23 protein-coding genes are annotated in these 25,998 nt (G+C 74.3%); 16 read left to right on the top strand and 7 right to left on the bottom strand.

The window, feature by feature from the left end:
- Window positions 1-44: 44 nt before the first annotated feature.
- From HNR61_RS44050 to HNR61_RS44070, 5 genes are all read left to right on the top strand, one after another.
- Window positions 45-1,376: a hemolysin family protein gene (locus HNR61_RS44050; protein WP_182849099.1), complete on the top strand. Its 1,332-nt coding sequence runs from the start codon at window positions 45-47 to the stop codon at window positions 1,374-1,376.
- Window positions 1,373-2,407 (top strand): hemolysin family protein, encoded by a 1,035-nt coding sequence (locus HNR61_RS44055; RefSeq protein ID WP_182849100.1) that lies wholly within the window; start codon window positions 1,373-1,375, stop codon window positions 2,405-2,407. The genes HNR61_RS44050 and HNR61_RS44055 overlap by 4 nt, the downstream gene beginning before the upstream one ends.
- A 59-nt stretch (window positions 2,408-2,466) precedes the next feature.
- Window positions 2,467-2,700 carry a helix-turn-helix domain-containing protein gene (locus HNR61_RS44060; protein WP_067811584.1) on the top strand — a complete coding sequence of 78 codons (234 nt, stop codon included), beginning with the start codon at window positions 2,467-2,469 and terminating at the stop codon, window positions 2,698-2,700.
- 1 nt (window position 2,701) lies between these two features.
- Window positions 2,702-3,253, top strand: a complete 552-nt coding sequence (locus HNR61_RS44065; protein WP_182849101.1) for a Clp protease N-terminal domain-containing protein — start codon at window positions 2,702-2,704, stop codon at window positions 3,251-3,253.
- 90 nt (window positions 3,254-3,343) lie between these two features.
- Window positions 3,344-4,405 (top strand): NAD-dependent epimerase/dehydratase family protein, encoded by a 1,062-nt coding sequence (locus HNR61_RS44070; RefSeq protein WP_182849102.1) that lies wholly within the window; start codon window positions 3,344-3,346, stop codon window positions 4,403-4,405.
- Here HNR61_RS44070 and HNR61_RS44075 read toward each other — a convergent pair.
- Window positions 4,380-4,964 (bottom strand): hypothetical protein, encoded by a 585-nt coding sequence (locus HNR61_RS44075; RefSeq protein WP_182849103.1) that lies wholly within the window; start codon window positions 4,962-4,964, stop codon window positions 4,380-4,382. The genes HNR61_RS44070 and HNR61_RS44075 overlap by 26 nt on opposite strands.
- Window positions 4,965-5,113: 149 nt before the next feature.
- Here HNR61_RS44075 and HNR61_RS44080 point away from each other — a divergent pair, with 149 nt between their 5' ends.
- Complete coding sequence (locus tag HNR61_RS44080) at window positions 5,114-5,500, top strand: VOC family protein (protein WP_182849104.1); 387 nt, start codon at window positions 5,114-5,116, stop codon at window positions 5,498-5,500.
- A 58-nt stretch (window positions 5,501-5,558) separates the two neighbouring features.
- Here HNR61_RS44080 and HNR61_RS44085 read toward each other — a convergent pair whose 3' ends face one another.
- On the bottom strand, window positions 5,559-7,607 hold the full coding sequence (locus tag HNR61_RS44085; RefSeq protein ID WP_246444999.1) for a bifunctional aldolase/short-chain dehydrogenase: 2,049 nt from the start codon (window positions 7,605-7,607) through the stop codon (window positions 5,559-5,561).
- A 5-nt stretch (window positions 7,608-7,612) separates the two neighbouring features.
- Complete coding sequence (gene rhaI / locus HNR61_RS44090; protein ID WP_182849106.1) at window positions 7,613-8,782, bottom strand: L-rhamnose isomerase; 1,170 nt, start codon at window positions 8,780-8,782, stop codon at window positions 7,613-7,615.
- 184 nt (window positions 8,783-8,966) lie between these two features.
- Between rhaI and HNR61_RS44095 the strand changes: the two genes are divergently transcribed.
- From HNR61_RS44095 to HNR61_RS44115, 5 genes are read left to right on the top strand one after another with little or no spacing between them, the layout of a single operon-like run.
- Window positions 8,967-9,998 (top strand): LacI family DNA-binding transcriptional regulator, encoded by a 1,032-nt coding sequence (locus HNR61_RS44095; protein ID WP_182849107.1) that lies wholly within the window; start codon window positions 8,967-8,969, stop codon window positions 9,996-9,998.
- Between the two features lie 5 nt (window positions 9,999-10,003).
- A complete protein-coding gene (locus HNR61_RS44100) occupies window positions 10,004-10,708 on the top strand; it encodes a (Fe-S)-binding protein (protein WP_182849108.1) in 705 nt (234 codons plus the stop codon).
- Window positions 10,709-10,734: 26 nt separating this feature from the next.
- On the top strand, window positions 10,735-12,120 hold the full coding sequence (locus HNR61_RS44105; RefSeq protein WP_220510532.1) for a lactate utilization protein B: 1,386 nt from the start codon (window positions 10,735-10,737) through the stop codon (window positions 12,118-12,120).
- Window positions 12,121-12,146: 26 nt separating this feature from the next.
- Window positions 12,147-12,764 carry a LutC/YkgG family protein gene (locus tag HNR61_RS44110; RefSeq protein WP_182849127.1) on the top strand — a complete coding sequence of 206 codons (618 nt, stop codon included), beginning with the start codon at window positions 12,147-12,149 and terminating at the stop codon, window positions 12,762-12,764.
- Window positions 12,761-14,191: a rhamnulokinase gene (locus HNR61_RS44115; protein ID WP_182849109.1), complete on the top strand. Its 1,431-nt coding sequence runs from the start codon at window positions 12,761-12,763 to the stop codon at window positions 14,189-14,191. The genes HNR61_RS44110 and HNR61_RS44115 overlap by 4 nt, the downstream gene beginning before the upstream one ends.
- A gap of 37 nt (window positions 14,192-14,228) precedes the next feature.
- Here HNR61_RS44115 and HNR61_RS44120 read toward each other — a convergent pair whose 3' ends face one another.
- Together HNR61_RS44120 and HNR61_RS44125 are read right to left on the bottom strand one after the other, a co-directional pair.
- Window positions 14,229-16,736 (bottom strand): DEAD/DEAH box helicase, encoded by a 2,508-nt coding sequence (locus HNR61_RS44120; protein ID WP_182849110.1) that lies wholly within the window; start codon window positions 16,734-16,736, stop codon window positions 14,229-14,231.
- Window positions 16,737-16,783: 47 nt separating this feature from the next.
- Window positions 16,784-17,644, bottom strand: a complete 861-nt coding sequence (locus HNR61_RS44125; RefSeq protein WP_182849111.1) for a helix-turn-helix transcriptional regulator — start codon at window positions 17,642-17,644, stop codon at window positions 16,784-16,786.
- Window positions 17,645-17,789: 145 nt separating this feature from the next.
- Here HNR61_RS44125 and HNR61_RS44130 point away from each other — a divergent pair, with 145 nt between their 5' ends.
- Together HNR61_RS44130 and HNR61_RS44135 are read left to right on the top strand one after the other, a co-directional pair.
- Entirely contained in the window at window positions 17,790-18,839 is a 1,050-nt protein-coding gene (locus HNR61_RS44130; RefSeq protein ID WP_182849112.1) for an aldo/keto reductase, read from the top strand.
- Window positions 18,840-18,865: 26 nt separating this feature from the next.
- The gene (locus HNR61_RS44135; protein WP_067813286.1) at window positions 18,866-19,156 is read left to right on the top strand and encodes a putative quinol monooxygenase; all 291 of its coding nucleotides are present in this window, start codon (window positions 18,866-18,868) and stop codon (window positions 19,154-19,156) included.
- Here HNR61_RS44135 and HNR61_RS44140 read toward each other — a convergent pair.
- The gene (locus tag HNR61_RS44140) at window positions 19,143-20,120 is read right to left on the bottom strand and encodes a GlxA family transcriptional regulator (RefSeq protein WP_182849113.1); all 978 of its coding nucleotides are present in this window, start codon (window positions 20,118-20,120) and stop codon (window positions 19,143-19,145) included. The genes HNR61_RS44135 and HNR61_RS44140 overlap by 14 nt on opposite strands.
- 101 nt (window positions 20,121-20,221) lie before the next feature.
- Here HNR61_RS44140 and HNR61_RS44145 point away from each other — a divergent pair, with 101 nt between their 5' ends.
- Window positions 20,222-21,151, top strand: a complete 930-nt coding sequence (locus HNR61_RS44145) for an NADP-dependent oxidoreductase (protein WP_182849114.1) — start codon at window positions 20,222-20,224, stop codon at window positions 21,149-21,151.
- Window positions 21,152-21,164: 13 nt separating this feature from the next.
- Here the strand turns inward: HNR61_RS44145 and gnd are convergent, their stop codons facing one another.
- A complete protein-coding gene (gene gnd / locus HNR61_RS44150) occupies window positions 21,165-22,589 on the bottom strand; it encodes an NADP-dependent phosphogluconate dehydrogenase (protein ID WP_182849115.1) in 1,425 nt (474 codons plus the stop codon).
- A 157-nt stretch (window positions 22,590-22,746) separates the two neighbouring features.
- Here gnd and HNR61_RS44155 point away from each other — a divergent pair, with 157 nt between their 5' ends.
- Both HNR61_RS44155 and HNR61_RS44160 read left to right on the top strand, forming a co-directional pair.
- Window positions 22,747-23,496, top strand: a complete 750-nt coding sequence (locus tag HNR61_RS44155; protein WP_182849116.1) for an HAD family hydrolase — start codon at window positions 22,747-22,749, stop codon at window positions 23,494-23,496.
- On the top strand, window positions 23,493-25,907 hold the full coding sequence (locus HNR61_RS44160) for a glycoside hydrolase family 65 protein (protein WP_182849117.1): 2,415 nt from the start codon (window positions 23,493-23,495) through the stop codon (window positions 25,905-25,907). The genes HNR61_RS44155 and HNR61_RS44160 overlap by 4 nt, the downstream gene beginning before the upstream one ends.
- The last annotated feature ends 91 nt before the right edge of the window (window positions 25,908-25,998 follow it).

Below are 25,998 nucleotides of genomic sequence, written 5' to 3' on the forward strand. Positions count from 1 at the left end.
TCCGGCGGGGTAGGGAGGATCTTGACGGGGAAGGGAATGCGGTGATGAACGCCGTGCTCGGCCTGCTGGCCGTCCTGCTGCTGACCGCCGCCACCGGTTACTTCGTGGCGCAGGAGTTCGCGTTCGTCACCGCCGACCGGATCGCGCTGGAGCAGCGCGCCCGCTCCGGCGACCGGGGCGCGGCCCGCGCGGTGCGGGTGATGGAGCGGCTGTCGTTCATGCTGTCGGGCGCGCAGCTCGGCATCACCGTGACCGCGCTGGTGGTCGGGTTCATCGCCAAGCCCGCGCTGGCCGACCTGATCGCGCCGCCGCTGCGGGCCCTCGGGACGCCGCGCGCGATGGTCGACGGCGCCGCGCTGACCGCCGGGTTCGTGCTGGCCACGGTGGTCCAGATGGTGCTGGGCGAGCTGTTCCCCAAGAACCTGGCGCTGGCGCGGGCCGAGCCGATGGCGCGGGCGCTGGCCTCCTCCACCCTCCTGTACCTGAAGCTGGCCTCGCCGCTGATCCGGCTGTTCGACGCCTCCGCCAACCGGCTGCTGCGGGCGGTCGGGATCGAGCCGGTGGAGGAGCTGCACCACGGCGCGACGCTGGAGGAGCTCGGCCACATCATCGGCGAGTCCGGCGAGGAGCTGGCCGAGGGCCACGCCGACCTGCTGGAGCGGGCGCTGTCGTTCTCCGAGCGGACCGCCGGGGAGGTGATGGTGCCGCGGGTGGACGTGGTGACGGTGTCGGCCGACGCGCCGCTGCGCGTCCTCAGCGAGATCATCACCGCGCACGGGCACACCCGCTACCCGGTGGTCGGCGACCGCATCGACGACGTGCTGGGCGTGGTCGGGCTGGACGACCTGGTCCGGCTCACCCCCGAGGAGATCGACGCCGCCCCGGTGCGGGCGGTCGCCCGCCCGCCGCTGCTGCTGCCGTCGTCGCTGCCGCTGCCCGACGTGGTCGACCGGCTCCAGGCCGCCGACGTGCCGCTGGGCTGCGTGGTGGACGAGTACGGAGGCTTCGCCGGGCTGGTCACCTGGGAGGACGTGGCCGAGGAGCTGGTCGGGGAGATCGCCGACGAGAACGACGCGGGCGAGGACCTGGCGATCCGGCGCGGCGAGTGGTGGACCACCGACGCGGGGCTGCGGACCGACGAGGTCGCCCACGAGACCGGCATCGCGCTGCCCGAGGGCGACTACGAGACCGTCGCCGGGCTGCTGCTGCAACGTCTCGGCCGCGTCGCCGAGCCCGGCGACGTGGTCACCGTCGACCTGCCGCCGACCCGCATGGGCGAGCCGCCGCGCCGGGCGGTGGTGGAGGTGCTGACGGTGCACCGGCACGTCCCGGAGCTGATCCGGCTGCGCGCCGTCGGCCTGGAGGAGGCCCCGTGAACCTGTCGGTGGGGGCGCCGCTGACCCTGTTGCTGCTGGCGGGCAACGGGTTCTTCGTCGCCGCCGAGTTCGCGCTGGTGGCGGCCAAGCGGCCGCGGCTGGAGAAGGCCGCCGCGCGGGGGTCGCGGGGCGCGGCGTCGGCGGTCGCGGGGATCCGCGAGCTGTCGCTGATGCTTGCGGGCGCGCAGCTCGGCATCACCATGTGCTCGCTGGGGCTGGGCCTGGTGTCGGAGCCGGTGTTCGCCGGGACGCTGACGCCGCTGTTCCACTCGCTGGGGCTGCCGGAGGCCGCCGCGCACGCGGTGGCGTTCGTGCTGGCGCTGGCGCTGGTGACGTTCCTGCACATGGTGATCGGGGAGATGGCGCCGAAGTCGTGGGCCATCGCCCATCCCGAGCGCTCGGCCACCGGGCTCGCGCCGCCGTTCCGCGCGTTCACCACGGTGGTGCGGCCCGCCCTCGCCGCGCTGAACGCCGTCACCAACCTGCTGCTGCGCGCGATCGGGGTGGAGCCCCGCGACGCGATCGACGTGTCGCGCACCCCCGAGCAGCTGCGCGCGCTGGCCGTCGAGTCCCGGCGGCTCGGCCTCATCGAGGAGAGCGACCTGACCCTGCTGACCGCCGCGCTAGACGCCCCCCGCGCGCCGCTGGCGGACCTGGTGATCCCGCCCGAGCGGGTCGTGTCGGTGCCCGCCACCGCCACGCCGCAGCAGGTCGTGGACACCGCCGCCCGCACCGGACGGTTGCGGATCATGCTGAGCGGCCCGGACGGCGAGGGCGGGGGGCGCGGCGGGCCGGCCCGCATGGTGCACGTCCGCGACGCCTACCTGGCGCGGGCGCGGGGCCGCCGCACCCCGGCGGGCGGGCTGGCGCACCCGGTGCCCGCCGTGCCGGTCGACACGCCGGTGGCCGAGGCGGTGGCGCAGCTGCGCGCCGCGCACAGCCATCTGGGTCTGGTGCTGGGTTCCGACGGGCGGCCCGTCGGGATCATCAGCCTGGACGACCTGCTGGCCACCCTGGTCGTCACCCGCTGACCCCCTCCGAGATGTCAACTGCGGTTGACATGCCGGGCGCGTCAATCTAGATTGACACCATGAACGACGGAGTGAGGCTCGCCCAGGAGGCGGGCAGCCGGGACCCCGCCGTCGGCCTGCGGGCCGTGCGCGCCCTGCGCGAGCTGGCCGAGCGCCTGGAGGCGCTCCAGGTCGCCAGCGCCCGCGAGCAGGGCTGGTCCTGGCAGGAGATCGCGGCCTGCCTCGGCGTGAGCCGGCAGGCCGTCCACAAGAAGCACGGCGGGGGACGCCGGATCCTCTCAAGGGAGAAGTGAGATGTTCGAACGTTTCTCCAGGCACGCCCGGCTCGCGGTCGTCACCGCGCAGGAGGTGGCCCGCGAGCTGGGCGACGGCGAGATCGGCACCGAGCACGTCCTGCTCGGCCTGCTGGAGGCGGACGGGTCGGCCGCCGCGACCCTGCGCGCCCACGGCCTCGACCCGGGCGGCCTGCGCGCCCGCCTCGACCACGCCCGCCGGCCGGAGGGCCCCCTGGACGCCGAGGCGCTGCGGCTGATCGGCATCGACCTGGAGGCGGTGCGCGCGGCGGCCGAGTGGAGCTTCGGCGAGGGCGCCCTCGACGCTCCGGCGGGCCGGTTCCGCAAGTCCCGCAAGGGCCACATCCCCTTTACCAAACAGGCCAAGAAATCTCTCGAACTGGCCCTGCGGCACGCCATCAGGCTCAAGCAGAACCACATCAGCAGCGGCCACGTCCTGCTGGGCGTGCTGCACGACCCCGAGTTCACCTCGGTGCGGGTGCTGCGCGCGGCGGGCGCGGACGTCGACGCGCTGCGCGCCGACGTCACCCGCCGGATCGCCGAGGCGGCCTGACCGGCACGCCCGGCGCGCATGTCCGGCCCATGACCGGGTAGGGGCGGCTGACCAGGGCAATCGCCCCGACCTCGGACAAGGAGCCGCGTCATGCGCGTCGTCGTCACCGGTGCCACCGGCAACGTGGGCACCAGCACCGTCCGGGCGCTGGCCGCCGACCCCGGGATCGACTCGGTCCTGGGACTGTCCCGGCGGCCCGCCGAGCTGAAGATCGACAAGACCGAGTGGGCCGAGGCCGACGTTGCCCGGCACGACCTGGCCGCGCACTTCCGGGGCGCCGACGCCGTCGTCCACCTGGCCTGGCTGTTCCAGCCCACCCACCGGCCGCGGGTGACCTGGGACAACAACGTCATCGGCAGCGCCCGCGTGTTCCGCGCCGTCGCCGAGGCCGGGGTCCCGGCGCTGGTGTACGCCTCGTCGGTGGGGGCCTACTCCCCCGTCCCGTCCCTGGCCGACAAGGAGCACCCCCGCGACGAGTCCTGGCCGACCCACGGCTGGCCCGAGGCCGCCTACGGCCGGGAGAAGGCGTACGTGGAACGCCTGCTGGACTCCTTCCAGGCCGACCACCCCGACGTGCGGGTGGTGCGGCTGCGGCCCGGGTTCGTCTTCAAGCGGGAGGCGGCGTCCGAGCAGCGGCGGCTGTTCGCCGGGCCGCTGCTGCCGGGGCGGCTGGTGCGGCCGGGGATGGTCCCGGTCGTGCCCGACATCCCGGGGCTGGCGTTCCAGGCCCTGCACACCGAGGACATGGCGCAGGCGTACCGGCTGGCGGTGACGCGGGACGTGCGGGGGCCGTTCAACATCGCCGCCGAGCCGGTCATCGACGCCGCCGTGCTCGCCGAGGTGCTGCGGGCGCGGCGGGTGCCGGTCCCGGCCGTCGGGGCGCGGGCGGCGGTCGCCGCCGCGTGGCGGCTGAACCTGGTGCCCGCCTCCCCGCACCTGGTCGACATGGTGCTGCGCCTGCCGATCATGGACGTCACGCGCGCCCGCGAGGAGCTGGGCTGGAACCCCGAGCACACCGGCGTCGACGCGCTGCGCGAGCTGCTGGAGGGGCTGCGCGAGGGCGCCGGCATGGACACCCCGCCGCTGGCGCGGGAGACCGGCGGGCCGATGCGGCTGCGGGAGATGCTCACCGGCGTGGGACGCCGTCCCTGAACCCCGCGAGCGCGGCCGCGCAGAAGCGGCGGCGCACCGGGTCGCCGGGGAACCGCCGGGCGCACTCGGCCCTGGCCCAGGCCGGAACGGCCGCGGGCCGCGCGGCGCGGCGCGGTTTCCGGACGGGCCGCCGTCCCGGCTCCGCCGCCTTCCCGGCCCTCTCCGGCGCGGCGTCCGGTGCCCGCCCCGATGCGTGTCCCGATGCGTGTCCCGGCGTCCGCGCCGGTGTCCGCGCGGGAGGCCGCGCGGGAGGCCGCGCGGCCGTGCCCGTCCGGGGGAGCAGGCTCGGGACGTCCGTGCGGGCGGGCGCCGGGCCGCCGGGCGCGACCGGAGTCCCCGCCGTGCCCTCCGTGGCCGCGCCCGCCACGCCCGCCGTGGGCCCGCCGCCCGCCGTCAGCGAACGCGGCGGCCGGTCCCCGGGAAGCGCCAGCACGGCGGCCACGGCGACCGCCGCCGTCCCGGCGGCGACCGCGGTCGCCGTCCAGGGCAGCCGGGAACGGGGCGGGCGCGGCAGGGCGCGCGTGTAGCCGGAGGGCGGCAGCGAAGGAGAGGAGCGCACGCCCCCATCATGGCGGCGGGCGTCCGCGCGGACACGGAAAGTCACCCAGGCGTTACCCGCACCGGGGCTTGACCTCAAGTGCGATCGAGATTCCAGACTCGAGGGACAGTCCCTTCGGAAAGACCCTTCGACGAGGAAGGCGATCCACGATGTCCGTGACGCTCGACCACATCATCGTTCCCGCCAGGGACAAGAGGGAGTCCGCCGAGTTCCTGGCCCGCATCCTGGGCGTGGAGGCGGGCGAGCAGTGGGGGCCGTTCGTCCCGGTGCGGACCGGCAACGGCGTCACCCTCGACTACATGGACTCCACCGACTTCCGCTGGCACCACTGCGCGTTCCTGGTGCCGGAGGAGGAGTTCGACGGGATCCTCGCCCGGATCAGGGCGTCGGGGGCGCGGTTCCACGCCCACCCCGACGGCAGCGGGGAAGGCGAGATCAACCGCAACGACGGCGGCCGGGGCGTCTACTTCGACGACCCCAACGGCCACCACATGGAGGTCCTGACCGTCCCCTACGGCGGCTGGCCCGAGGACTAGGGGCACCCCGGAGGGGCGTCCCGGCCGCGCGGGCGGACGGCGGCCGGGACGCCCGGGGTCAGCGCAGGAACGCGGCGGCGACGCCCGCGTCCACGGGGATGTGCAGGCCGGTGGTGTGCGACAGCTCCCCGGCGGTGAGGACGAACACGGCGGCTGCGACGTGCTCGGGCAGCACCTCGCGTTTGAGCAGGGTGCGCTGGGCGTAGAACTCGCCGAGCCGCTCCTCCTCCACGCCGTAGACGGCGGCGCGCTGGGCGCCCCAGCCCCCGGCGAAGATGCCCGAGCCGCGCACCACGCCGTCGGGGTTGACCCCGTTGACGCGGATGCCGTGGCCGCCGAGCTCGGCGGCCAGCAGCCGCACCTGGTGGGCCTGGTCGGCCTTGGTCGCGCCGTAGGCGACGTTGTTCGGCCCGGCGAACACGCCGTTCTTGGAGGCGATGTAGACGATGTCGCCGCCCATCTCCTGCTCGACCATGACGCGGGCGGTCTCGCGGGAGACCAGGAACGAGCCGCGCGCCATCACCTCGTGCTGGAGGTCCCAGTCGGCGGCGGTGGTCTCCAGCAGCGGCTTGGAGATCGACAGCCCGGCGTTGTTGACGACCAGGTCCACCCCGCCGAACGCCAGCACGGCCGCGCGCACGGCCGCGGTGACCTGGTCCTCGGCGGTGACGTCCGCGCCGACCGCGACGGCGGTGTCGGCGGTGCCGAGCTCGGCGGCGACCTTCTCGGCGGCGGCCAGGTCCCGGTCGGCGACCACCACGCACGCGCCCTCGGCGGCCAGGCGGCGGGCGGTGGCCGCGCCGATGCCCGAGCCGCCGCCGGTCACCAGCGCCACCCGCGCGGCCAGGGCCCTGGGCCTGGGGCGGCGGCGCAGCTTGGCCTCCTCCAGCTCCCAGTACTCGATGCGGAACTTCTCGGCCTCGTCGATGGGGGCGTAGGAGGAGACGGCCTCGGCGCCGCGCATGACGTTGACGGCGTTGACGTAGAACTCGCCCGCCACGCGCGCGGTCTGCTTGTCGCCGCCGAAGCTGAACATGCCGACGCCGGGCACCAGCACGATCGCCGGGTCCGCGCCGCGCATCGGCGGCGAGCCGGGGACGGCGTGGCGCTCGTAGTAGGCGCGGTAGTCCTCGCGGTAGGCGGCGTGCAGCTCGCGCAGCCGCGCCTTGACGTCCTCCAGGGGCGCGGTCGGCGGCAGGTCCAGCACCATGGGGCGGACCTTGGTGCGCAGGAAGTGGTCGGGGCAGGAGGTGCCGAGGGCGGCAAGGCGGGGGTGCTCGGCGCGGGCGACGAAGTCGAGCACGGCCTCGTCGTCGGTGTAGTGGCCGACCTGCGGGCGGTCGGTGGAGGCCAGGCCGCGCAGCAGCGGGAACAGCGCGGCGGCGCGGGCGTGCCGCTCGGGCTCCGGCAGCGGGCGGTGGCCCTCGACGACCGGGCCGAACGGGTCGGGGCGGCCGTGCTCGGCGAGGTACGCCTCGGCCGTGCGGATGATCTCCAGCGAGTGGGCCTGGCACTGCTCGCTGGTGTCGCCCCAGGCGGTGATGCCGTGGCCGCCCAGGATGACCCCGATCGCCCGCGGGTTCGCCCGCCTGATGGCGGCGATGTCCAGGCCGAGCTGGAACCCGGGCCGCCGCCAGGGCACCCACGCCACCCGGTCGCCGAAGATCCGCCGGGTCAGCTCCTCCCCGTCGGCGGCGGTGGCGATCGCGATGCCGGAGTCGGGGTGCAGGTGGTCCACGTGCGCGGCGTCGACCAGGCCGTGCATGGCGGTGTCGATGGACGGGGCCGCGCCGCCCCGGCCGTGCAGGCAGTAGTCGAACGCGGCGACCATCTCGTCCTCGCGCCCGACGCCGGGGTAGACGTCCACCAGCGCGCGCAGCCGGTCCAGCCGCAGCACCGCCAGCCCGTCCTCGGTGAGCGTGCCGAGGTCCCCGCCCGAGCCCTTCACCCACATCAGCTCGACGTCCCCGGCGGTCACCGGGTCGGTCACGGTGGCCTTGGCCGAGGCGTTGCCGCCCGCGTAGTTGGTGTTGCGCGGGTCGGACCCCAGGGCGCGGGCGCGCTCCAGCAGCCGCGCCACCTCGGGCGCCGTCGTCTGCTCCGCCATGTCCGTCAGGCCCCCCATCCGGCCTGGGCGCCGCCGACCCGCTCGGTCTCGATCTTCTCGGCGTACCCGGAGGCGGCGTAGGCGGCCATCGGGTCGGGGTCCAGGCCCATCTCGGCGCGCAGGTCGGCCAGCAGCGGGCGGACGTCGGTGTCGTAGGCGTCCATCAGCACGGCGTTGGCGCCGAGCACGTCGCCGGACTGCTGCGCGGCGCGCAGCGCGTCGGCGTCCACCAGCAGCGCCTTGACGGTGGCCTGCTGCACGTTCAGCACCGAGCGGATCTGGCCGGGGATCTTCGGCTCGACGTTGTGGCACTGGTCGAGCATGAACGCCACGCCCGCCGCCGGGTCCAGCCCGCCGCCCCGCACCACCTCGTGCATGATCCGGAAGAGCTGGAACGGGTCGGCCGCGCCCACCATCAGGTCGTCGTCGGCGTAGAAGCGGGAGTTGAAGTCGAACCCGCCGAGCCTTCCCTCCCGCAGCAGCAGCGCCACGATGAACTCGATGTTGGTGCCGGGCGCGTGGTGCCCGGTGTCCACGACCACCTGCGCCTTCGGGCCGAGCTTGAGGCAGTGCGCGTAGGCGGTGCCCCAGTCCGGCACGTCGGTGGTGTAGAAGGCGGGCTCGAACAGCTTGTACTCCAGCAGCATCCGCTGGTCCCCGCCCAGCCGCCCGTACACGGCGGCGAGGGCCTCGGCGAGCCGGTCCTGGCGGGCGCGCACGTCGTCCTGGCCGGGGTAGTTGGTGCCGTCGGCGAACCACAGCTTCAGGTCCCGCGAGCCGGTGGCGTCCATGATGTCGACGCACTCCAGCAGGTGGTCCAGGGCCTTGCGGCGCACGGCCGGGTCGGGGTTGGTGACGCTGCCCAGCATGTAGTCGTCGTCCTGGAAGACGTTGGCGTTGATCGCGCCGATCCGCAGGCCGTGCCCGGCCGCGTACGCCGCCAGCGCGCCGTAGTCGTCCACCCGGTCCCAGGGGATGTGCAGCGCCACGCTGGGGGCGATCCCGGTGTACCGGTGCACCTGCGCCGCGTCGGCGATCTTCTCCTGCGGGGTGCGGGGCACGCCGGGCCGGGCGAACACCTTGAAGCGGGTGCCGGAGTTGCCGTACGCCCACGAGGGCGTCTCGATGTGCTGGGTCAGCAGCGCGGCCTTGATCCGCGCGATGTCCGTGGCCATGCGTCCGTTCCTCGAAGTCGGGGCCGCTCGGTGTAAAACGTTTTAAAAGGCTGGTGTGCCGAGGACGCTAGATCAGCGCTCTCCCACCCGTCAAGGGCCCGTCACAGCACCCTCCGGCTATTGACACGTTTTAATGAGCTGGTCCACAGTGGACCGGCGATCCGCGGGAGCACGAGAGGGCGGCATGGGCACCAGCGACAGGACCGATCCGGCGCGGGGCGCGGTCGGGATCAGGGAGGTGGCCCGGCACGCGGGCGTGTCCCCCGGCACCGTGTCCAACGTGCTCAACCGGCCCGACCGGGTCGCCGCCGCCACCCGCGACCGCGTGCACGCGGCGATCCGCGAGCTGGGGTTCGTGCGCAACGGGTCGGCCTCCACGCTGCGCGCCGGGCAGGGCCGCACGGTCGGGCTGATGGTGCTGGACCTGGCCAACCCGTTCTTCACCGACGTCGCGCGGGGCGTGGAGGACGCCGTCTACGAGCGCGGCTACGGGCTCATCCTGTGCAGCTCCAGCGCGCTGGCCGAACGCGAGGCCCGCAACCTGCGGATGCTCGCCGAGCAGCGGGTCCGCGGGGTGCTGCTGACCCCGGTGGACGGCACCGCCGAGCAGCTGGAGGTGCTGCGCGAGCGCGGCATCGCCACCGTCATGCTCGACCACACCGCCACCCGCGCCCGCCAGTGCTCGGTCGCCGTGGACGACGTCGCCGGCGGCGACCTGGCGGTCGGCCACCTGCTCGACCGGGGCGCCCGCGAGATCGCCTACGTCACCGGGCCGCCGACGATCCGCCAGTGCGCCGACCGGGCCGCCGGGGCGCGGCGCGCGCTGCCCGCCGGCGGCGCGCTCCGCGAGGTGGTGGTGCCGACCATGACGGTGCGGGCCGGGCAGGAGGCCGCCGGGACGCTGCTCGCGGAGGGGCTGCCGGACGCGGTGTTCTGCGCCAACGACCTGCTCGCCCTGGGGATGCTGCGCGCCCTGACGCGGGCGGGCGTGGACGTCGGCCGCGACGTGCTGCTGATCGGCTACGACGACATCGAGTTCAGCGCCGAGGCGGCGGTGCCGCTGTCGTCGGTGCGCCAGCCCACCTACCGGCTCGGGCGGGTCGCCACCGAGCTGCTGCTGGACGAGTGCGACAACCCCCGCGGCCACGCCCACCAGCAGGTGCTGTTCCAGCCCGAGCTGGTGGTGCGCGACTCCACGGCCCCGGCGGGGCGGTGACCCGGATGCGGATCGCGCTGTTCGTCACCTGCGTCAACGACACGCTGTTCCCCGGCACCGGCCGGGCGACCGTGCGGCTGCTGGAACGGCTCGGCCACGAGGTGGACTTCCCCGCCGCGCAGACCTGCTGCGGGCAGATGCACTTCAACACCGGCTACCGCACCGACGCCGCGCCCCTGGCCCGGCGCTTCACCGACACCTTCGACGGCTACGAGGCGATCGTGGTGCCGTCCGGATCGTGCGCGGCGATGATCCGCGAGTGGTACCCCACCCTCGGCGTCCAACCGCCCGCCGGGGTGCACGAGCTGTCGGAGTTCCTGGTCGACGTCCTGGGCGTCACCGACGTCGGCGCCTACTTCCCGCACACCGTCACCTACCACCCCACCTGCCACTCGCTGCGGATGCTGGAGGTCGGGGACCGGCCGTTGCGGCTGCTGCGCGCCGTGCGCGGGATCGACCTGGTGGAGCTGCCGGGGGCGGAGGAGTGCTGCGGGTTCGGGGGGACGTTCGCGCTGAAGAACGCCGACGTGTCGGCCGCGATGGGCGCCGACAAGGTCGCGGCCGTGCGGCGGACCGGCGCCGAGGTGCTGTGCGCGGCCGACAACTCGTGCCTGATGCACATCGGCGGCGCGCTGTCGCGGCGGCGCGCCGGAGTGCGCGCGCTGCACCTGGCCGAGATCCTCGCCGCGACCGAGGGGGACGCCCGGTGACCGGCTCGATGCCCACCTACCTGGGGATGCCGTCGTTCCCGGAGGCCGCGCGGGAGGCGGTCGGCGACACGCGGCTGCGCCGCAACCTCGCGCACGCGACCGGCACGATCCGCGCGCGGCGCGCCGAGGCGGTGGCCGAGCTGCCCGACTGGGAGCGGCTGCGCGAGTCCGCCAGGCAGATCAAGGACCACACCCTCGCCCACCTCGGCCACTACCTGAGGCTGCTGGAGGAGAGGGTCACCGGTGCGGGCGGCACCGTGCACTGGGCGCGCGACGCCGCCGAGGCCAACCGGATCGTCGCCGGGCTGGTGGAGGCGACCGGTGAGAGGGAGGTGGTGAAGGTCAAGTCGATGGCGACCCAGGAGATCGGCCTGAACGAGGCGCTGGCCCAGGCCGGGATCACCGCCTACGAGACCGACCTGGCCGAACTGATCGTCCAGCTCGGCGACGACCGCCCCTCCCACATCCTGGTCCCCGCCATCCACCGCAACCGCGCCGAGATCCGCGACATCTTCCTGCGGACCATGCCGGACGCCCCGGCCGGGCTGTCGGACTCCCCCGCCGAACTCGCCGAGGCGGCGCGGCGGCACCTGCGCGCCAAGTTCCTGTCGGCCCGGGTCGCGGTGTCCGGCGCCAACTTCGCCGTCGCCGAGACCGGGACCCTGGTGGTCCTGGAGTCGGAGGGCAACGGCCGCATGTGCCTGACCCTCCCCCGGACGCTGATCACGGTCATGGGGATCGAGAAGCTGGTGCCGACCTTCGCCGACCTGGAGGTCTTCCTCCAGCTGCTGCCGCGCTCCTCCACCGCCGAGCGCATGAACCCCTACACCTCGATGTGGACCGGCGTGACCGAGGGACAGGACTTCCACCTGGTCCTGCTCGACAACGGCCGCACCGACGTCCTCGCCGACGAAGTGGGCCGCCAGGCACTGCGCTGCATCCGCTGCTCGGCCTGCCTCAACGTCTGCCCCGTCTACGAACGCGCCGGAGGCCACGCCTACGGCTCCCCCTATCCGGGGCCGATCGGGGCGATCCTGTCCCCGCAGTTGCGGGGCGTCGGCTCGGAGGTGGACGCGTCGCTGCCCTACGCCTCCACCCTGTGCGGGGCGTGCTTCGAGGCGTGCCCGGTCGCGATCGACATCCCCGAGGTGCTGGTCGAGCTGCGGGCCCGCGCCGTGGAGAGCGCCCGCCACCCGCTGACCGACGCGGCGATGGCGGCGGCGGGCTGGACGCTCCGCTCCCCCGCCCGGCTGGCCCTGGCGCAGCGCGCGGCGGGCCGGTTCCGCCGCCTCACCCCGCGCCGCCTGCCCGGCCCGCTGCGCGCCTGGACCGACACCCGCGACATCCCGCGTCCACCGCCGGAGTCGTTCCGCGCCTGGTGGAAACGCACCGACGGAGGGAGACGGCCGTGAGCAGCCGCGCCGTGAACAGCCGGGCCATGAACAGCCGGGACCGCGTCCTCGCCCGGATCGACGCCGTCGTCCCGCCGCGCCCCGCCGCCGAGATCGCCGCGGGCCGCGCCGCGATCGAACGGGACTACCTGCGGCGCCACTCCACCGGCGACGTCCTGGACCTGCTCGCCGACCGGATCGCCCACTACCGCGCCACGGTGCGGCGCGTCACCCCCGCCGAACTGCCCGGCGCGGTCGCCGCCCGTCTGGCGGGACGCGTGTACGCCGTTCCCGGGGGCCTGCCGCGCGCGTGGCTGGCCCGCGCCGACCCGGACCTGCTGGTCGAGGACCCGCCGGTCGCCGGCCTCGACGCGATCGACGGGGCGGTGACCGGCTGCGCCGTCGCGATCGCCGAGACCGGCACGGTCGTGCTCGACCACGGTCCCGGCCAGGGCCCGCGCGCGCTGACCCTGGTCCCCGACCGGCACCTGGTCGTGGTCGAGGCCGCCCGCGTCGTCGCCGACGTGCCCGAGGCGCTGGAGCGCCTGGACCCGGCCCGCCCCCTCACCTTCGTGTCCGGCCCCTCGGCGACCAGCGACATCGAGCTGTCGCGCGTCGAGGGCGTGCACGGCCCCCGCACCCTCGACGTCCTGGTCGTCGCGTGAGCCCCCGGTTCGCCGCCGTGGACCTCGGCGCCTCCAGCGGACGCGTCATCACCGCCCGCTTCGGGGACGGGCTGGACCTGACCGAGGTCCGCCGCTTCCCCAACCGTCCCGTCCGCGCGGGCGGCACCCTGTACTGGGACGTCCTCGGCCTGTACGGCAACGTCCTGGACGGCCTGCGCGACGCCGGTCCCGTCACGTCGGTCGGCATCGACTCGTGGGCCGTGGACTACGGGCTGCTCGACGCCGACGGGGCCCTGCTCGGCAACCCCGTGCACTACCGCGACGCCCGCACCGACGGGGTCATGGAACGCGTCCGCGCCGACCTCGGCGACGCCTACCTGTACGGGATCGGCGGGCTGCAGTTCCTGCCGTTCAACACCGTCTACCAGCTCGCGGCCGCGCGCGCCGGGCTGGCGCGGGCCGAACGGCTGCTGATGATCCCGGACCTGCTGGCGTACTGGCTGACCGGCGTCCAGGGCGCCGAGCCGACCAACGCCTCCACCACCGGGCTGTTCGACGTGCGCCGCCGCGACTGGTCCACCGAGCTGCTCGGCCGCCTGGACCTCCCGGCCCGCCTGTTCCCGCCGCTGCGCGAGCCCGGCACGACCCTCGGCACGCTGCGGCCCGACGTCGCCGCCGAGACCGGCCTGCCCGCCGCCACCCCGGTGGTCGCGGTGGCCTCCCACGACACCGCCTCGGCCGTCGTCGCCGTCCCCGCGACCGGCGACGACTTCGCCTACATCTCGTGCGGGACCTGGTCGCTGGTCGGGGTGGAGCTGCCCGGCCCGATCCTCGGCGACGCCGGGCGCGCCGCCAACTTCACCAACGAGGCGGGCGTCGACGGCACGATCCGCTACCTGCGCAACGTGATGGGCCTGTGGCTCCTCCAGGAGTGCCTGCGCGTCTGGGGCTCCCCCGACCTGCCCGCCCTGCTGGCGGCCGCCGCCGACGTCCCGGGCCTGCGGTCGGTGGTGAACCCCGACGCCCCTGAGTTCCTGCCGCCCGGCGACATGCCCGCCCGCGTCGCCGCGTTCTGCCACCGCACCGGCCAGCCCGTCCCCGACTCGCCCGCCGCCGTGGTCCGCTGCGTCCTGGACAGCCTCGCGCTCGGCCACCGCGCCGCGCTGCGCGCGGCGGTCGAGCTGTCCGGCAAGGACGTCGCGGTGATCCATCTGGTCGGCGGCGGCTCCCGCAACGACCTGCTGTGCCGCCTCACCGCCGACGCCTGCGGCCTGCCCGTCGTCGCCGGTCCGGTCGAGGCGACCGCGCTGGGCAACCTGCTGGTCCAGGCCCGCGCCCACGGGCTGGTCGGGGACCTGCCCGCGATGCGCGCCCTGGTCGCCGCGACCCAGCCCCTGCGCCGCCACGAGCCGGGCGGCGACGACGCCGCGTGGGCCGAGGCCGCCGCCCGCGCCGGGCTGGAGTGACCCCGGCGGCACCGGCCCGCGACCGGCCCGCGCCGTCCTACAGCCGGTCGACCGCCAGCACCCTGACCACGGCCTCGCCCGCCTCGTCGGACCCGGTGAGGTCGACCTCGGCGCTGATGCCCCAGTCGTGGTGGCCCTGCGGGTCGTCGAAGACCTGCCGGACCCGCCACAGCGCGTCGGCGGGGACCTCCTCGATCTGGAGCAGCTTGGGGCCGCGCGCGTTCGGGCCGGTCAGCAGCTCGTCGTGCTCCTCGAAGTAGGCGTCCATCGCCTCCGCCCAGGCGTCGGCCCCGAAGTCGGGATCCAGCTCGCCGAGCGCGTGGTAGCGCTCCAGGGCGGCCAGCTCGACGCGGCGGAACATCGCGTTGCGGACCAGGACGCGGAACGCGCGGGCGTTGGCGGTGACCCGGGTGACCTTCTCCTCGATCGCCTTCTCGACGGGCTCGTCGGCGGGGTGGGCGAGCTGCTCCCACTCGTCGAGCAGGCTGGAGTCGACCTGGCGGACCAGCTCGCCCAGCCACTCGATGAGGTCGATCAGGTCGTCGTTCTTGATCGACTCGGGGACGGTCTGCTGGAGCGCCTTGTAGCAGCCCGACAGGTACCGCAGCACCAGGCCCTCGGCGCGGGCCAGCTCGTAGTGGGCGGTGTACTCGGTGAACGTCATCGCCCGCTCGTATATGTCGCGCACGACGCTCTTGGGGCTGAGCTCGTGGTCGCCGACCCACGGGTGCCCGGTCCGGTACACCTCGTAGGCGGCGCGCAGCTCCTCCTCCATCGGCTTGGGGTAGTCGACGTCCTGGAGCAGCTCCATGCGCTCCTCGTACTCGATGCCCTCGGCCTTCATCTCCGCGACGGCCTCGCCGCGCGCCTTGTTGAGCTGGGCGGCCAGCACCTGGCGCGGGTCGTCCAGGATCGCCTCGATCACCGACAGCACGTCCAGCGCGTAGGTGGGCGAGGCGGGGTCGAGGATCTCGAACGCCGCCAGCGCGAACGTGCTGAGCGGCTGGTTGAGCGCGAAGTCCTCCTGGAGGTCCACGGTGATGCGGGCGTAGCGGCCCTGCTCGTCGGGGACCTCCAGGGTCTCCACCACGCCCCCGGCCAGCAGCGAACGGTAGATCGCGATGGCGCGGGAGATGTGCCGGCGCTGGGCCGACCGGTCCTCGTGGTTGTCGGTGAGCAGCCGCTTCATGGCCTGGAACGCGTTGCCCGGCCGGGCGATCACCGACAGCAGCATGGCGTGGCTGACCTGGAAGCGGGAGCGCAGGACCTCCGGCTCGGCCTCCTGGAGCTTGCGGAAGGTCTCCTCGTCCCAGCCGACGAAGCCCTCCGGGGGCTTCTTGCGCTGGACCTTGCGGCGCTTCTTGGGGTCGTCGCCGGCCTTGGCCAGGGCCCGCTCGTTCTCGACCACGTGGTCGGGGGCCTGCGCGACGACGAAGCCGACGGTGTCGAACCCGGCGCGGCCCGCCCGCCCGGCGATCTGGTGGAACTCGCGGGCCCGCAGCCGCCGCACCCGGTGCCCGTCGTACTTGCTGAGCGCGGTGAACACCACGGTGCGGATGGGCACGTTGACGCCGACGCCGAGGGTGTCGGTGCCGCAGATCACCTTCAGCAGGCCCGCCTGCGCGAGCTTCTCCACCAGCCGCCGGTACTTGGGCAGCATCCCGGCGTGGTGGACGCCGATGCCGTGCCGCACGAACCGCGACAGGTTGCGGCCGAACCGGGTGGTGAAGCGGAAACCGCCGATCAGCTCGGCGATCCTCGCCTTCTCCTCCTTGGTGCAGACGTTGATGCTCATCAGCGACTGCGCCCGCTCCACGGCGGCGGCCTGGGTGAAGTGGACCAGGTAGATCGGGGCCTTGCGCTCGGCGAGCAGCTCCTCGATGGTCTCGTGCAGCGGCGTGACCCGGTAGTCGTAGATCAGCGGGACGGGCCGTTCGGCGGAGGTGACCAGCGCGGTCGGCCGCCCGGTGCGCCGGGTCAGGTCCTGCTGGAAGAACGCCACGTCGCCGAGGGTCGCCGACATCAGCAGGAACTGCGCCTGCGGCAGCTCCAGGATCGGGATCTGCCAGGCCCAGCCGCGCTCGGGCTCGGAGTAGAAGTGGAACTCGTCCATGACGACCACGCCGACGTCGGCGTCGGCGCCGTCCCGCAGCGCCATGTTGGCCAGCACCTCGGCGGTGCAGCAGATGATCGGGGCGTCGGCGTTGACGCTGGCGTCGCCGGTCATCATGCCGACGTTCTCGCGGCCGAACATCTCCACCAGGTCGAAGAACTTCTCCGACACCAGCGCCTTGATCGGCGCGGTGTAGAAGCCGATCTGGTCGCTCGCCAGCGCCGCGAACAGGGCGCCGGCCGCCACCAGGCTCTTGCCCGAGCCGGTGGGAGTGGCCAGGATCACGTTGGAACCGGAGACGACCTCGATCAACGCCTCCTCCTGGGCGGGGTACAGCGTGATGCCGCGCCCCGACACCCACGACTCGAACGCCTCGAAGAGCGCGTCGGGGCTGACATCGTCACCGGCTGGAAGCTGATCGAGAAGACTCACCCCTCCATCCTGCCCTCACCGGCCCACTGGATGAGCCAAACCGCCGCTCACGAGGGCCGGGTCGCCGCCTTTCCGTCCCGCGCCCAGGCGGCCAGCAGCCGCAGCGCGGTCTGCGACGGCGAGCCCTCCTCGACGGTGTGGGCGACCAGGGCCTGGTCGGGGTCGTCGGGCAGCCGCAGCGTCTCGAAGCCGAGGTCCAGCTCGCCGACGGCGGGGTGCCGGTAGACGTAGCGGCCGTGCGTCTTGTCCCTGATCCGGTGCCGGGCCCACGCCGCGCGGAACTCGGGGCTGGCGGCCTCCAGCTCGGCCAGCAGCGCGGCGGTGGCGGGGTCGCCGGGGTGCCGGCCCGCGTCCAGCCGCAGGTAGGCGGCCACGTCCTCGACCTTGCCGGGCCAGTCGGCGTACAGGTGCCGCACGCCCTCGTCCAGGCAGACCAGGCGGGCCAGGTTGCGCTGGCGGGGCGGCAGCGCGCCGAAGTCGGTGATCAGGGCGGCGGCCAGCGGGTTCCAGGCGAGCACGTCGGTGTTGCGGCCGACGATGTAGGCCGGGACGTCGGCGGCCGAGTCCAGCAGCCGCCGCAGGCCCGGCCGGACCCGCTGGGGCTCGGGGGCCTCGCCGCCGTTCCAGGGGCGGGCCAGCCGGAACAGGTGCTCGCGCTCCACCGGGTCCAGGCGCAGCGCGCGGGCGACCGCGTCCAGCACCGTCTCGGAGAAGTGCAGCGTGCGGCCCTGTTCGAGCCGGACGTAGTGGTCCACGCTCACCCCGGCCAGCCGGGCCAGCTCCTCCCGGCGCAGGCCGGGGACGCGGCGGCGCCCGCCGTAGTCGGGCAGCCCCGTCTCCTCGGGCCGCAGCCGGGCCCGCCGCGACCGGAGGAATTCGCCGAGTTCCGCACGCCTGTCCAGAGCCATGCGGCCAGTATCCCGGCCCGCCCGCCCGCGAGCCTGGTCATGCCGTGCCCAGGCTCCGGCCGCCACTGGGTAACCCCCTCGCCGGTGGCCAGAGTGGTGATCGCCGGAACGGTTCCGGCACCCGAACCGCGAGGAGCGTTCGACGATGACCACCCTTCCCACCCGCCCGCTCGGCACCACCGGCATGGACATCACCACCGTGGGCTTCGGCTCCTGGGCGGTGTCCGGCTCCGGCTGGCGCTTCGCATGGGGCGCCACCGACGACACCGAGTCGGTCGCGGCGATCCGGCACGCGGTGGAGTCCGGCGTCAACTGGATCGACACCGCCGCCGTCTACGGGCTCGGCCACTCCGAGGAGCTGGTCGGCCGCGCGATCGCCGGCCTGCCCGAGGCCGACCGCCCGCTGGTCTTCACCAAGGCCGGGCTGGTCTGGGATCCCGAGGACCCCGAGGCGTCCCCGCGCCGGATCATGAAGCCCGCCAGCGTGCGCCGCGAGATCGAGGACTCGCTGCGCCGCCTGGGCCTGGAGACGATCGACCTGTACCAGGTGCACTGGCCCGACACCGGCGCGTCCCTGGAGTACACCGGCGACGGCACCGGCGAGGTCTCCCCCGACGCCACCCCGCTGGAGGAGTACTGGCAGGTCATGGCCGACCTGAAGGCCGAGGGCAAGGTCCGGGCGATCGGACTGTCCAACCACGCCCCCGACCTGCTGGACCGCGCCGAGAAGGTCGCGCACGTGGACGTGGTCCAGCCGCCGTTCTCGGCGATCAACCGCTCGGCCGCCGGGGAGGTCGCCTGGGCGCACGCGCACGGCACCGGCGTGATCGTCTACTCGCCGCTCCAGTCGGGCCTGCTGACCGGCGCGTTCACCGCCGAACGCGCCGCGAACCTGCCCGCCGACGACTGGCGCTCCGGGCACGCCGACTTCACCACCGGGCTGGCCGCCAACCTGGCGCTGGCCGACGCGCTGCGGCCGGTCGCCGAACGCCACGGCGCGACCGTGGCCGAGGTCGCCATCGCCTGGACGCTGGCCTGGCCCGGCGTCACCGGCGCGATCGTCGGCGCGCGCCGCCCCGCCCAGGTGGACGGCTGGACCAACGCCGGTTCGCTCGCGCTGACCCCGGCCGACCTGGACGAGATCGCGACCGCGATCACCACGACCGGCGCGGGCGCCGGCCCCGCCCGTCCCTGACCGCGCCCCTCCCCGAGGAGAACCCCGTGTCGCTGTACGTCGTCGCCGAGTGCCTGGCCTCCCCCGGCCACGAGGACCGGCTCCGCACCGCCCTGGAGGCGATGATCGAGCCGTCCCTGGAGGAGCCCGGCTGCCTGGCCTACCGCCCCTACGCCGACCCCAACGACCCCGCCCGCATGGTGGTCGTCGAGGAGTGGACCGGCCCGGACGCGCTGGAGGAGCACTTCGCCACCCCGCACTTCCGGCACGTCCGGCAGGTCCTGGACCTGGTCCTCGCCGAACCCCTCACGATCCGCCGCCTGGTCACCGCCGGGTGACCGCCGGCGCCTCGGCGCGGAAGGTCTGCCGGTAGGCGCTCGGCGGGACCCCGAGGGTGGCGGCCATGTGCTGGCGCAGGGACGCGGCCGTGCCGAAGCCCGACTCGGCCGCGACCCGGTCCACCGGAAGGTCGGTGGTCTCCAGCAGGCGGCGGGCGTGCTCGACGCGCTGGCGGGTCAGCCACTGGCCGGGGGTCAGGCCCACCTCGTCGCGGAAGCGGCGGGAGAAGGTGCGCACGCTCATCCGCGCGTGGCGGGCCAGGTCCGACAGGGTCAGCGGCCGGTCCAGGTGCTCCAGGGCCCACTGGCGGGTCGCGGCCGTGGAGGTGTCGAGCGGCTCGGGCACCGGCCGTTCGATGAACTGGGCCTGGCCGCCCTCGCGCCAGGGCGGCACCACGCACAGCCGCGCGGTGCGGTTGGCGACGGCGCTGCCGTGGTCGCGGCGGACCAGGTGCAGGCACAGGTCGATGCCGGAGGCGGCCCCGGCGGCGGTGAGCAGGTCGCCGTCGTCGACGAACAGCACGTCGGGGTCCAGCCGGACGCCGGGGAAGCGGCGCCGGAAGCGCTCGGCCTCGTTCCAGTGGGTCGCGGCGGGGCGCCCGTCGAGCAGGCCCGCCTCCGCCAGCACGTAGGAGGCGGTGCAGATCGACACCAGGCGGGTGCCCGGCCGCAGCCGCGTCAGCGCCTCGGCCAGCGGCGCGGGCAGCCACCGGCGGTCCTCGGCCGGGTCGCAGACGAACGGCGGGATCACCACGGTGTCGGCGGTCTCCAGCGCCTCCACGCCGTGCTCGACGTGGACGGCGAAGTCGGCGTCGGTCTGGACGGGACCGCTGGTCAGGCCGCAGGTGACCACCTCGTAGAGGGGGCTGCCGTCGGGTGCGGCGGCGGTGCTGAAGACGCGCTTGGGGATGCCGAGCTCGAACGGATAGACGCCGTCGAGCGCCAGGACCACGACACGATGCATGGCCAGATCCTTTCATATCATGGCTATCCGGCCACTCGTCCGCCCCGGGCGGATCCGCGAGAGTCGATCACGTACCGAGGACGAGCGAGGGAGCGGACGCGATGCGCGCTGTGGAGCAGGACCGGCTGGGCGGACCCGAGACGCTGGAGATCGTGGAGGTGGAGCGGCCCGAGCCCGGTCCGGCCGAGGTCCTGGTGCGGGTGCGCGCCGCCGGGGTCAACCCGACCGACTGGTGGCACCGGGAGACCGGCGGGCTGGCCGGCCGCCCGGTCCGGCTGGGCTGGGACGTGTCGGGCGTGGTCGAGGCGGTCGGGCCCGGGGTGACGCTGTTCGCGCCGGGCGACGAGGTGTACGGGATGCCGCGCCAGCCGCTGCCCGCCGGGGCCTACGCCGAGTACCTGGTCGCCCCCGCGCGGCACCTGGCGCGCAAGCCCGCCGGGCTGGACCACGTCACGGCCGCCGCGCTGCCGCTGGCGGCGCTCACCGCCTGGCAGGCGCTGGTGGACACCGCCGACGTGCGGCCGGGGCAGCGGGTGCTGGTGCACGCGGCGGCCGGCGGCGTCGGGCACCTGGCCGTGCAGATCGCCAAGGCGCGCGGCGCGTACGTGATCGGGACGGCGAGCGAGGGCAAGCACGCGTTCGTCAAGGAGCTGGGCGCCGACGAGCTGGTCGACTACCGCGCGGTCCCGTTCGAGGAGGTCGTCCGCGACGTCGACGTGGTGGTCGACACCATCGGCGGCGAGTACGGGCCGCGCTCGCTGCGGACGCTGCGGCCCGGCGGGATCCTGGTCGCGCTGGCCTCCCCCGCCGAGGCGTACCTGGCGGAGGAGGCCGCCGCCATCGGGCGGCGCGCCGGATTCATGATCGTCGAGGCGGACCGGGGCGGCCTGCTGGAGATCACCCGGCTGGTCGAGGCGGGCGCGCTGCGCCCGCACGTGGCCACGGTCCTGCCGCTGGAGCGGGTGGCCGAGGCGCACCGGGCCGGGCAGACCGGGCGCACCAGCGGCAAGATCGTGCTGACGGTCGGCTGAGCCGGGGGGCCGGTCAGGCCTCGACCTCGCGGCGGCCGTCGGACCAGAGGGTGTGGAACGCCCCCTCGCGGTCCACGCGCCGGTAGGTGTGCGCGCCGAAGAAGTCGCGCTGGCCCTGGGTGAGGGCGGCGGGCAGGCGCTCGGCGCGCAGCGAGTCGTAGTACGCCAGGGCGCTGGAGAAGCCGGGCGTGGGGATGCCGAGGCGGGCGGCGGTGGCCACCACGCCCCGCCAGGCGTCCTGCGCCTCGGCCAGCGCCTCGGCGAAGTAGCCGTCGGTCAGCAGCGTCACCGTGCGCGGGTCGGCCTCGTAGGCGGCGCGGATGCGGTCCAGGAAGCGGGCCCGGATGATGCAGCCGCCGCGCCAGATCGTGGCGACCGCGCCCAGGTCCACGTCCCAGCCGTACTCGGCGCTGGCGGCCTGGATCTGGTGGAAGCCCTGCGCGTACGCGACGATCTTGGAGGCGTACAGGGCCCGCTCGACGGCGTCGGCGAACGCGGCGTCCTTGGTGGCCTCGCGCGCCGGGCCCGGCAGGTCCCGCGCCGCCTCCCGCAGGTCGGCGTGGCCCGACACCGACCGCGCGAACACCGCCTCGGCGATCCCGCCGACCGGGACGCCGAGGTCCAGGGCGGTCTGCACGGTCCAGCGGCCGGTGCCCTTCTGCTCGGCGCGGTCCAGCACCACGTCCACGAACGGCTCCCCGGTCGCGGCGTCGGTGTGCGCCAGCACCTCGGCGGTGATCTCGATCAGGTAGGACTCCAGCCGCCCGGTGTTCCAGGTCCGGAACACCTCGGCGATCTCGGCCGGGGACAGCCCGGCGGCGTGCCGCAGCAGGTCGTAGGACTCGGCGATCAGCTGCATGTCGGCGTACTCGATGCCGTTGTGCACCATCTTCACGAAATGTCCGGCCCCGTCCGGGCCGATGTGGGTGACGCACGGCACGCCGTCCACGTTCGCGGCGATCGACTCCAGCAGCGGCCCCAGGGCCTCGTAGGACTCGGCCGGGCCGCCCGGCATGATGCTGGGGCCGTTCAGCGCGCCCTCCTCGCCGCCGGAGATCCCGGCCCCGACGAAGTGGACGCCGCGTTCGCGGAGGGCGGCCTCGCGGCGGCGGGTGTCGGCGAAGTGCGCGTTGCCCCCGTCCACGATCATGTCGCCGGGCTCCAGCAGCGGCGCGAACTCGTCGATCACCGCGTCGGTGGCCGCGCCCGCCTTCACCATGACCACCAGGCGGCGGGGGCGCTCCAGGGCGGCGACGAACTCCTCGGCCGTCTCGGCCGGCACGAACGTCCCCTCGTGCCCGAACTCCTCGACCAGGGCCTTGGTGCGCGCGGCGGTCCGGTTGTGGACGGCCACGGTATGACCGCGCCGGGCGAGGTTCCGGGCCAGGTTGCGGCCCATCGTCGCCAGTCCGGTCACGCCGATCTGCGCCTTCTGCATCGCCTTCTCCTTATCGGTGACCACTACCGCGTGGTACGCGGCGGGTTCCTCTCCTGGTTCGGGCAACTCCCGGCGGCATGTCCTTGTTCCGGCTGGGAAGAGCCGTGAGGGTGGGACCACACGGTCTTTACCGAAAAACGCCGCTGGAAGAGGAACGATGCTGGGACTGCCCGAGCAGATCGACGCGTGCCTGTTCGACCTGGACGGAGTGCTGACCGACACCGCCTCCGTCCACGCCGCCGCCTGGAAGCGGATGTTCGACGAGTACCTGCGCGCCCGCGCCGAGCGCACCGGGGAGCCGTTCCGCGAGTTCGACCCGAACAAGGACTACGGCCGGTACGTGGACGGCAAGCGCCGCGAGGACGGCACGCGCTCGTTCCTGCGGTCGCGGGGGATCGAGCTACCGGAGGGGACACCCGACGACCCACCCGACAGGGAGACCGTGCGCGGACTCGGCAACCGCAAGAACGAGCTGGTCCTCCAGCTCATCCGCGAGCAGGGCGTCAAGGTCTTCGACGGCTCGGTCGAGTACCTGCGGCGCGCCCGCCGCAACGGCCTGAAGACCGCCGTGGTGTCCTCCAGCGCCAACACCGTGGAGGTGCTGCGGACCGTCGGGATCACCGACCTGTTCGACGCCCGGGTCGACGGGGTCGTGGCCGCCGAACGCGACCTGCCCGGCAAGCCCGCCCCCGACACGTTCCTGGAGGGCGCGCGCGAGCTGGGCGTCCCCGCCGACCGCGCCGCCGTGTTCGAGGACGCGCTGGCGGGGGTCGAGGCGGGACGCGCCGGAAGGTTCGGTTATGTCATCGGGGTGAACCGGGTGGACGACGAGCACGCCGCCGCCCTGGCCGAGCACGGCGCCGACGTGGTGGTCGGCGACCTGTCGGAGCTGCTGGAGGACGCATGACACAGCGCGCCGCGCGAGAGCAGGAGCAGAGCACGCCCCGCCCGATGTACGAGGTGGAACCGTGGTGCGTGCGCGAGAGCGAGCTGCGGCTGGACCGGCTCGCGCAGAGCGAGTCGGTGTTCGCGCTCGCCAACGGGCACGTGGGCCTCCGCGGCAACCTCGACGAGGGCGAGCCGCACGGAATGCCGGGCACCTACCTCAACTCCCTCTACGAGGAACGCCCCCTGCCCCACGCCGAGACCGCCTACGGCTATCCCGAAGAGGGACAGACCGTCATCAACGTCACCAACGGCAAGCTGATCCGGCTGCTGGTCGACGACGAGCCGTTCGACGTGCGCTACGGCCGCCTGCACCACCACGAACGCATCCTGGACATGCGGGCGGGCACCCTCACCCGCGAGGTCGAGTGGACCTCCCCCGCCGACCGCACCGTGCGGATCCGTTCGGTGCGGATGGTGTCGCTGGTGCAGAGGGCCGTGGTGGCGATCTGCTACGAGGTCGAGCCGGTCGAGCACTCCGTCCGCGTCGTGGCCCAGTCCGAGCTGGTCGCCAACGAGGCGCTGCCGCGATCCGGCCGCGACCCCCGCGAGTCCGCCGTGCTGGACTCCCCGCTGGTGAGCGAGGAGCACGTCGCCAACGGCACCAAGGTCCTGCTGCTGCACCGCACCCGCGAGAGCGGCCTGCGGATGGCGGCGGGCATGTCCCACGAGATCGACGGCCCCGAGTCGATGGAGCTGGACACCGAGAGCTCCCCGGACGTGGGGCGGCTGACGGTCGCGACCCGGCTGGAGCCCGGCCAGAAGCTGCGGATCGTCAAGTACGTCGCCTACGGCTGGTCCAGCCGCCGGTCCCGGCCCGCGCTGCACGACCAGGTGGTGGCGGCGCTGGCGGGCGCCCGCCACACCGGCTGGGAGGGGCTGCTGCGCGAGCAGCGCGAGTTCCTCGACGAGTTCTGGTGCGGCGCCGACGTCGAGGTCGACGGCGACGCCGAGATCCAGCAGGCGGTGCGGTTCGGGCTGTTCCACATCCTGCAGTCCGGGGCCCGCGCCGAACGCCGCATGATCCCCGCCAAGGGCCTCACCGGCCCCGGCTACGACGGGCACACGTTCTGGGACACCGAGACGTTCGTGCTGCCGGTGCTGACCTACACCTATCCCCCGGCCGCCGCCGACGCCCTGGCCTGGCGGCACATGACGCTGTCGCTGGCACAGCAGCGCGCGCAGCAGCTCGGGCTGCCGGGCGCGGCGTTCCCGTGGCGGACGATCCGGGGGCAGGAGACGTCGGGCTACTGGCCCGCGGGCACGGCGGCGTTCCACATCAACGCCGACATCGCCGACGCGGTCGTGCGGTACGTCGACGCCACGCGGGACGAGCGGTTCGAACGCGAGGTCGGGCTGGAGCTGCTGGTCGACACGGCCCGGCTGTGGCGCGGCCTCGGCCACCACGACGTGGAGGGCGTGTTCCGCATCGACGGCGTCACCGGCCCCGACGAGTACACCGCCGTGGTCGACAACAACGTCTACACCAACCTCATGGCGCGGCGGAACCTCCAGGAGGCCGCCGACATGGCGATGCGCCACCCCGACCTGGCCGACCGGCTCGGGGTGACCACCGAGGAGGCCGCCTCCTGGCGGGACGCGGCCGCGGCGATGCTGATCCCCTACGACGACCGGCTCGGCGTGCACCCGCAGAGCGAGGGGTTCACCAACCACGCCCGCTGGGACTTCCAGGCCACCAAGCCCGACCAGTACCCGCTGCTGCTGAACTTCCCCTACTTCGACCTGTACCGCAAGCAGGTGGTCAAGCAGCCGGACCTGGTGCTGGCGATGCACCTGTGCGGGGAGGCGTTCACGCCCGAGCAGAAGGCCCGCAACTTCGAGTACTACGAGGCGATCACCGTCCGGGACTCGTCGCTGTCGGCGCAGACCCAGGCCGTGATCGCCGCCGAGGTGGGGCATCTGGACCTGGCGCACGACTACCTCGGCGAGACCGCGCTGCTGGACCTGCACGACCTGAACCGCAACACCCGCGACGGCCTGCACATCGCGTCAATGGCCGGGGCGTGGTCGGGGCTGGTCGCCGGGTTCGGCGGGATGCGGGCCGCGGACGGGGTGCTGCGGTTCGCGCCGCGGCTGCCCGCCGGGATCAGCCGCATGGCGTTCCGGATGCGCTACCGGGACAACCGGATCAAGGTCACCGTCACCCACGACAGCGCCGTCTACGAGCTGCTGGACGGGCGGGGCCTGAAGCTGCTGCACCACGGCGAGGAGGTCACGCTGGCCGACGAGCCCGCCGAGCTGCCCATCCCCAAGCTCCAGGCGCCGTCCCAGCCGCCGTCCCAGCCGCCGGGCCGCGCCCCCATGCCGCGCCGCCTGGACCCGCGCACCCGCTCCACGCGCGGCACCCGCTAGGTCGTGTCCGGCAGATCTTGGTGTTTGGCTGAGGTTGATCAGTGGGCCGGGTTGTGATGGTGGCCATGGTGCGTCGTCATGAGCTCACCGA

It is taken from the genome of Actinomadura kijaniata, from assembly GCF_014138665.1.
Lineage (GTDB): Bacteria > Actinomycetota > Actinomycetes > Streptosporangiales > Streptosporangiaceae > Spirillospora > Spirillospora kijaniata.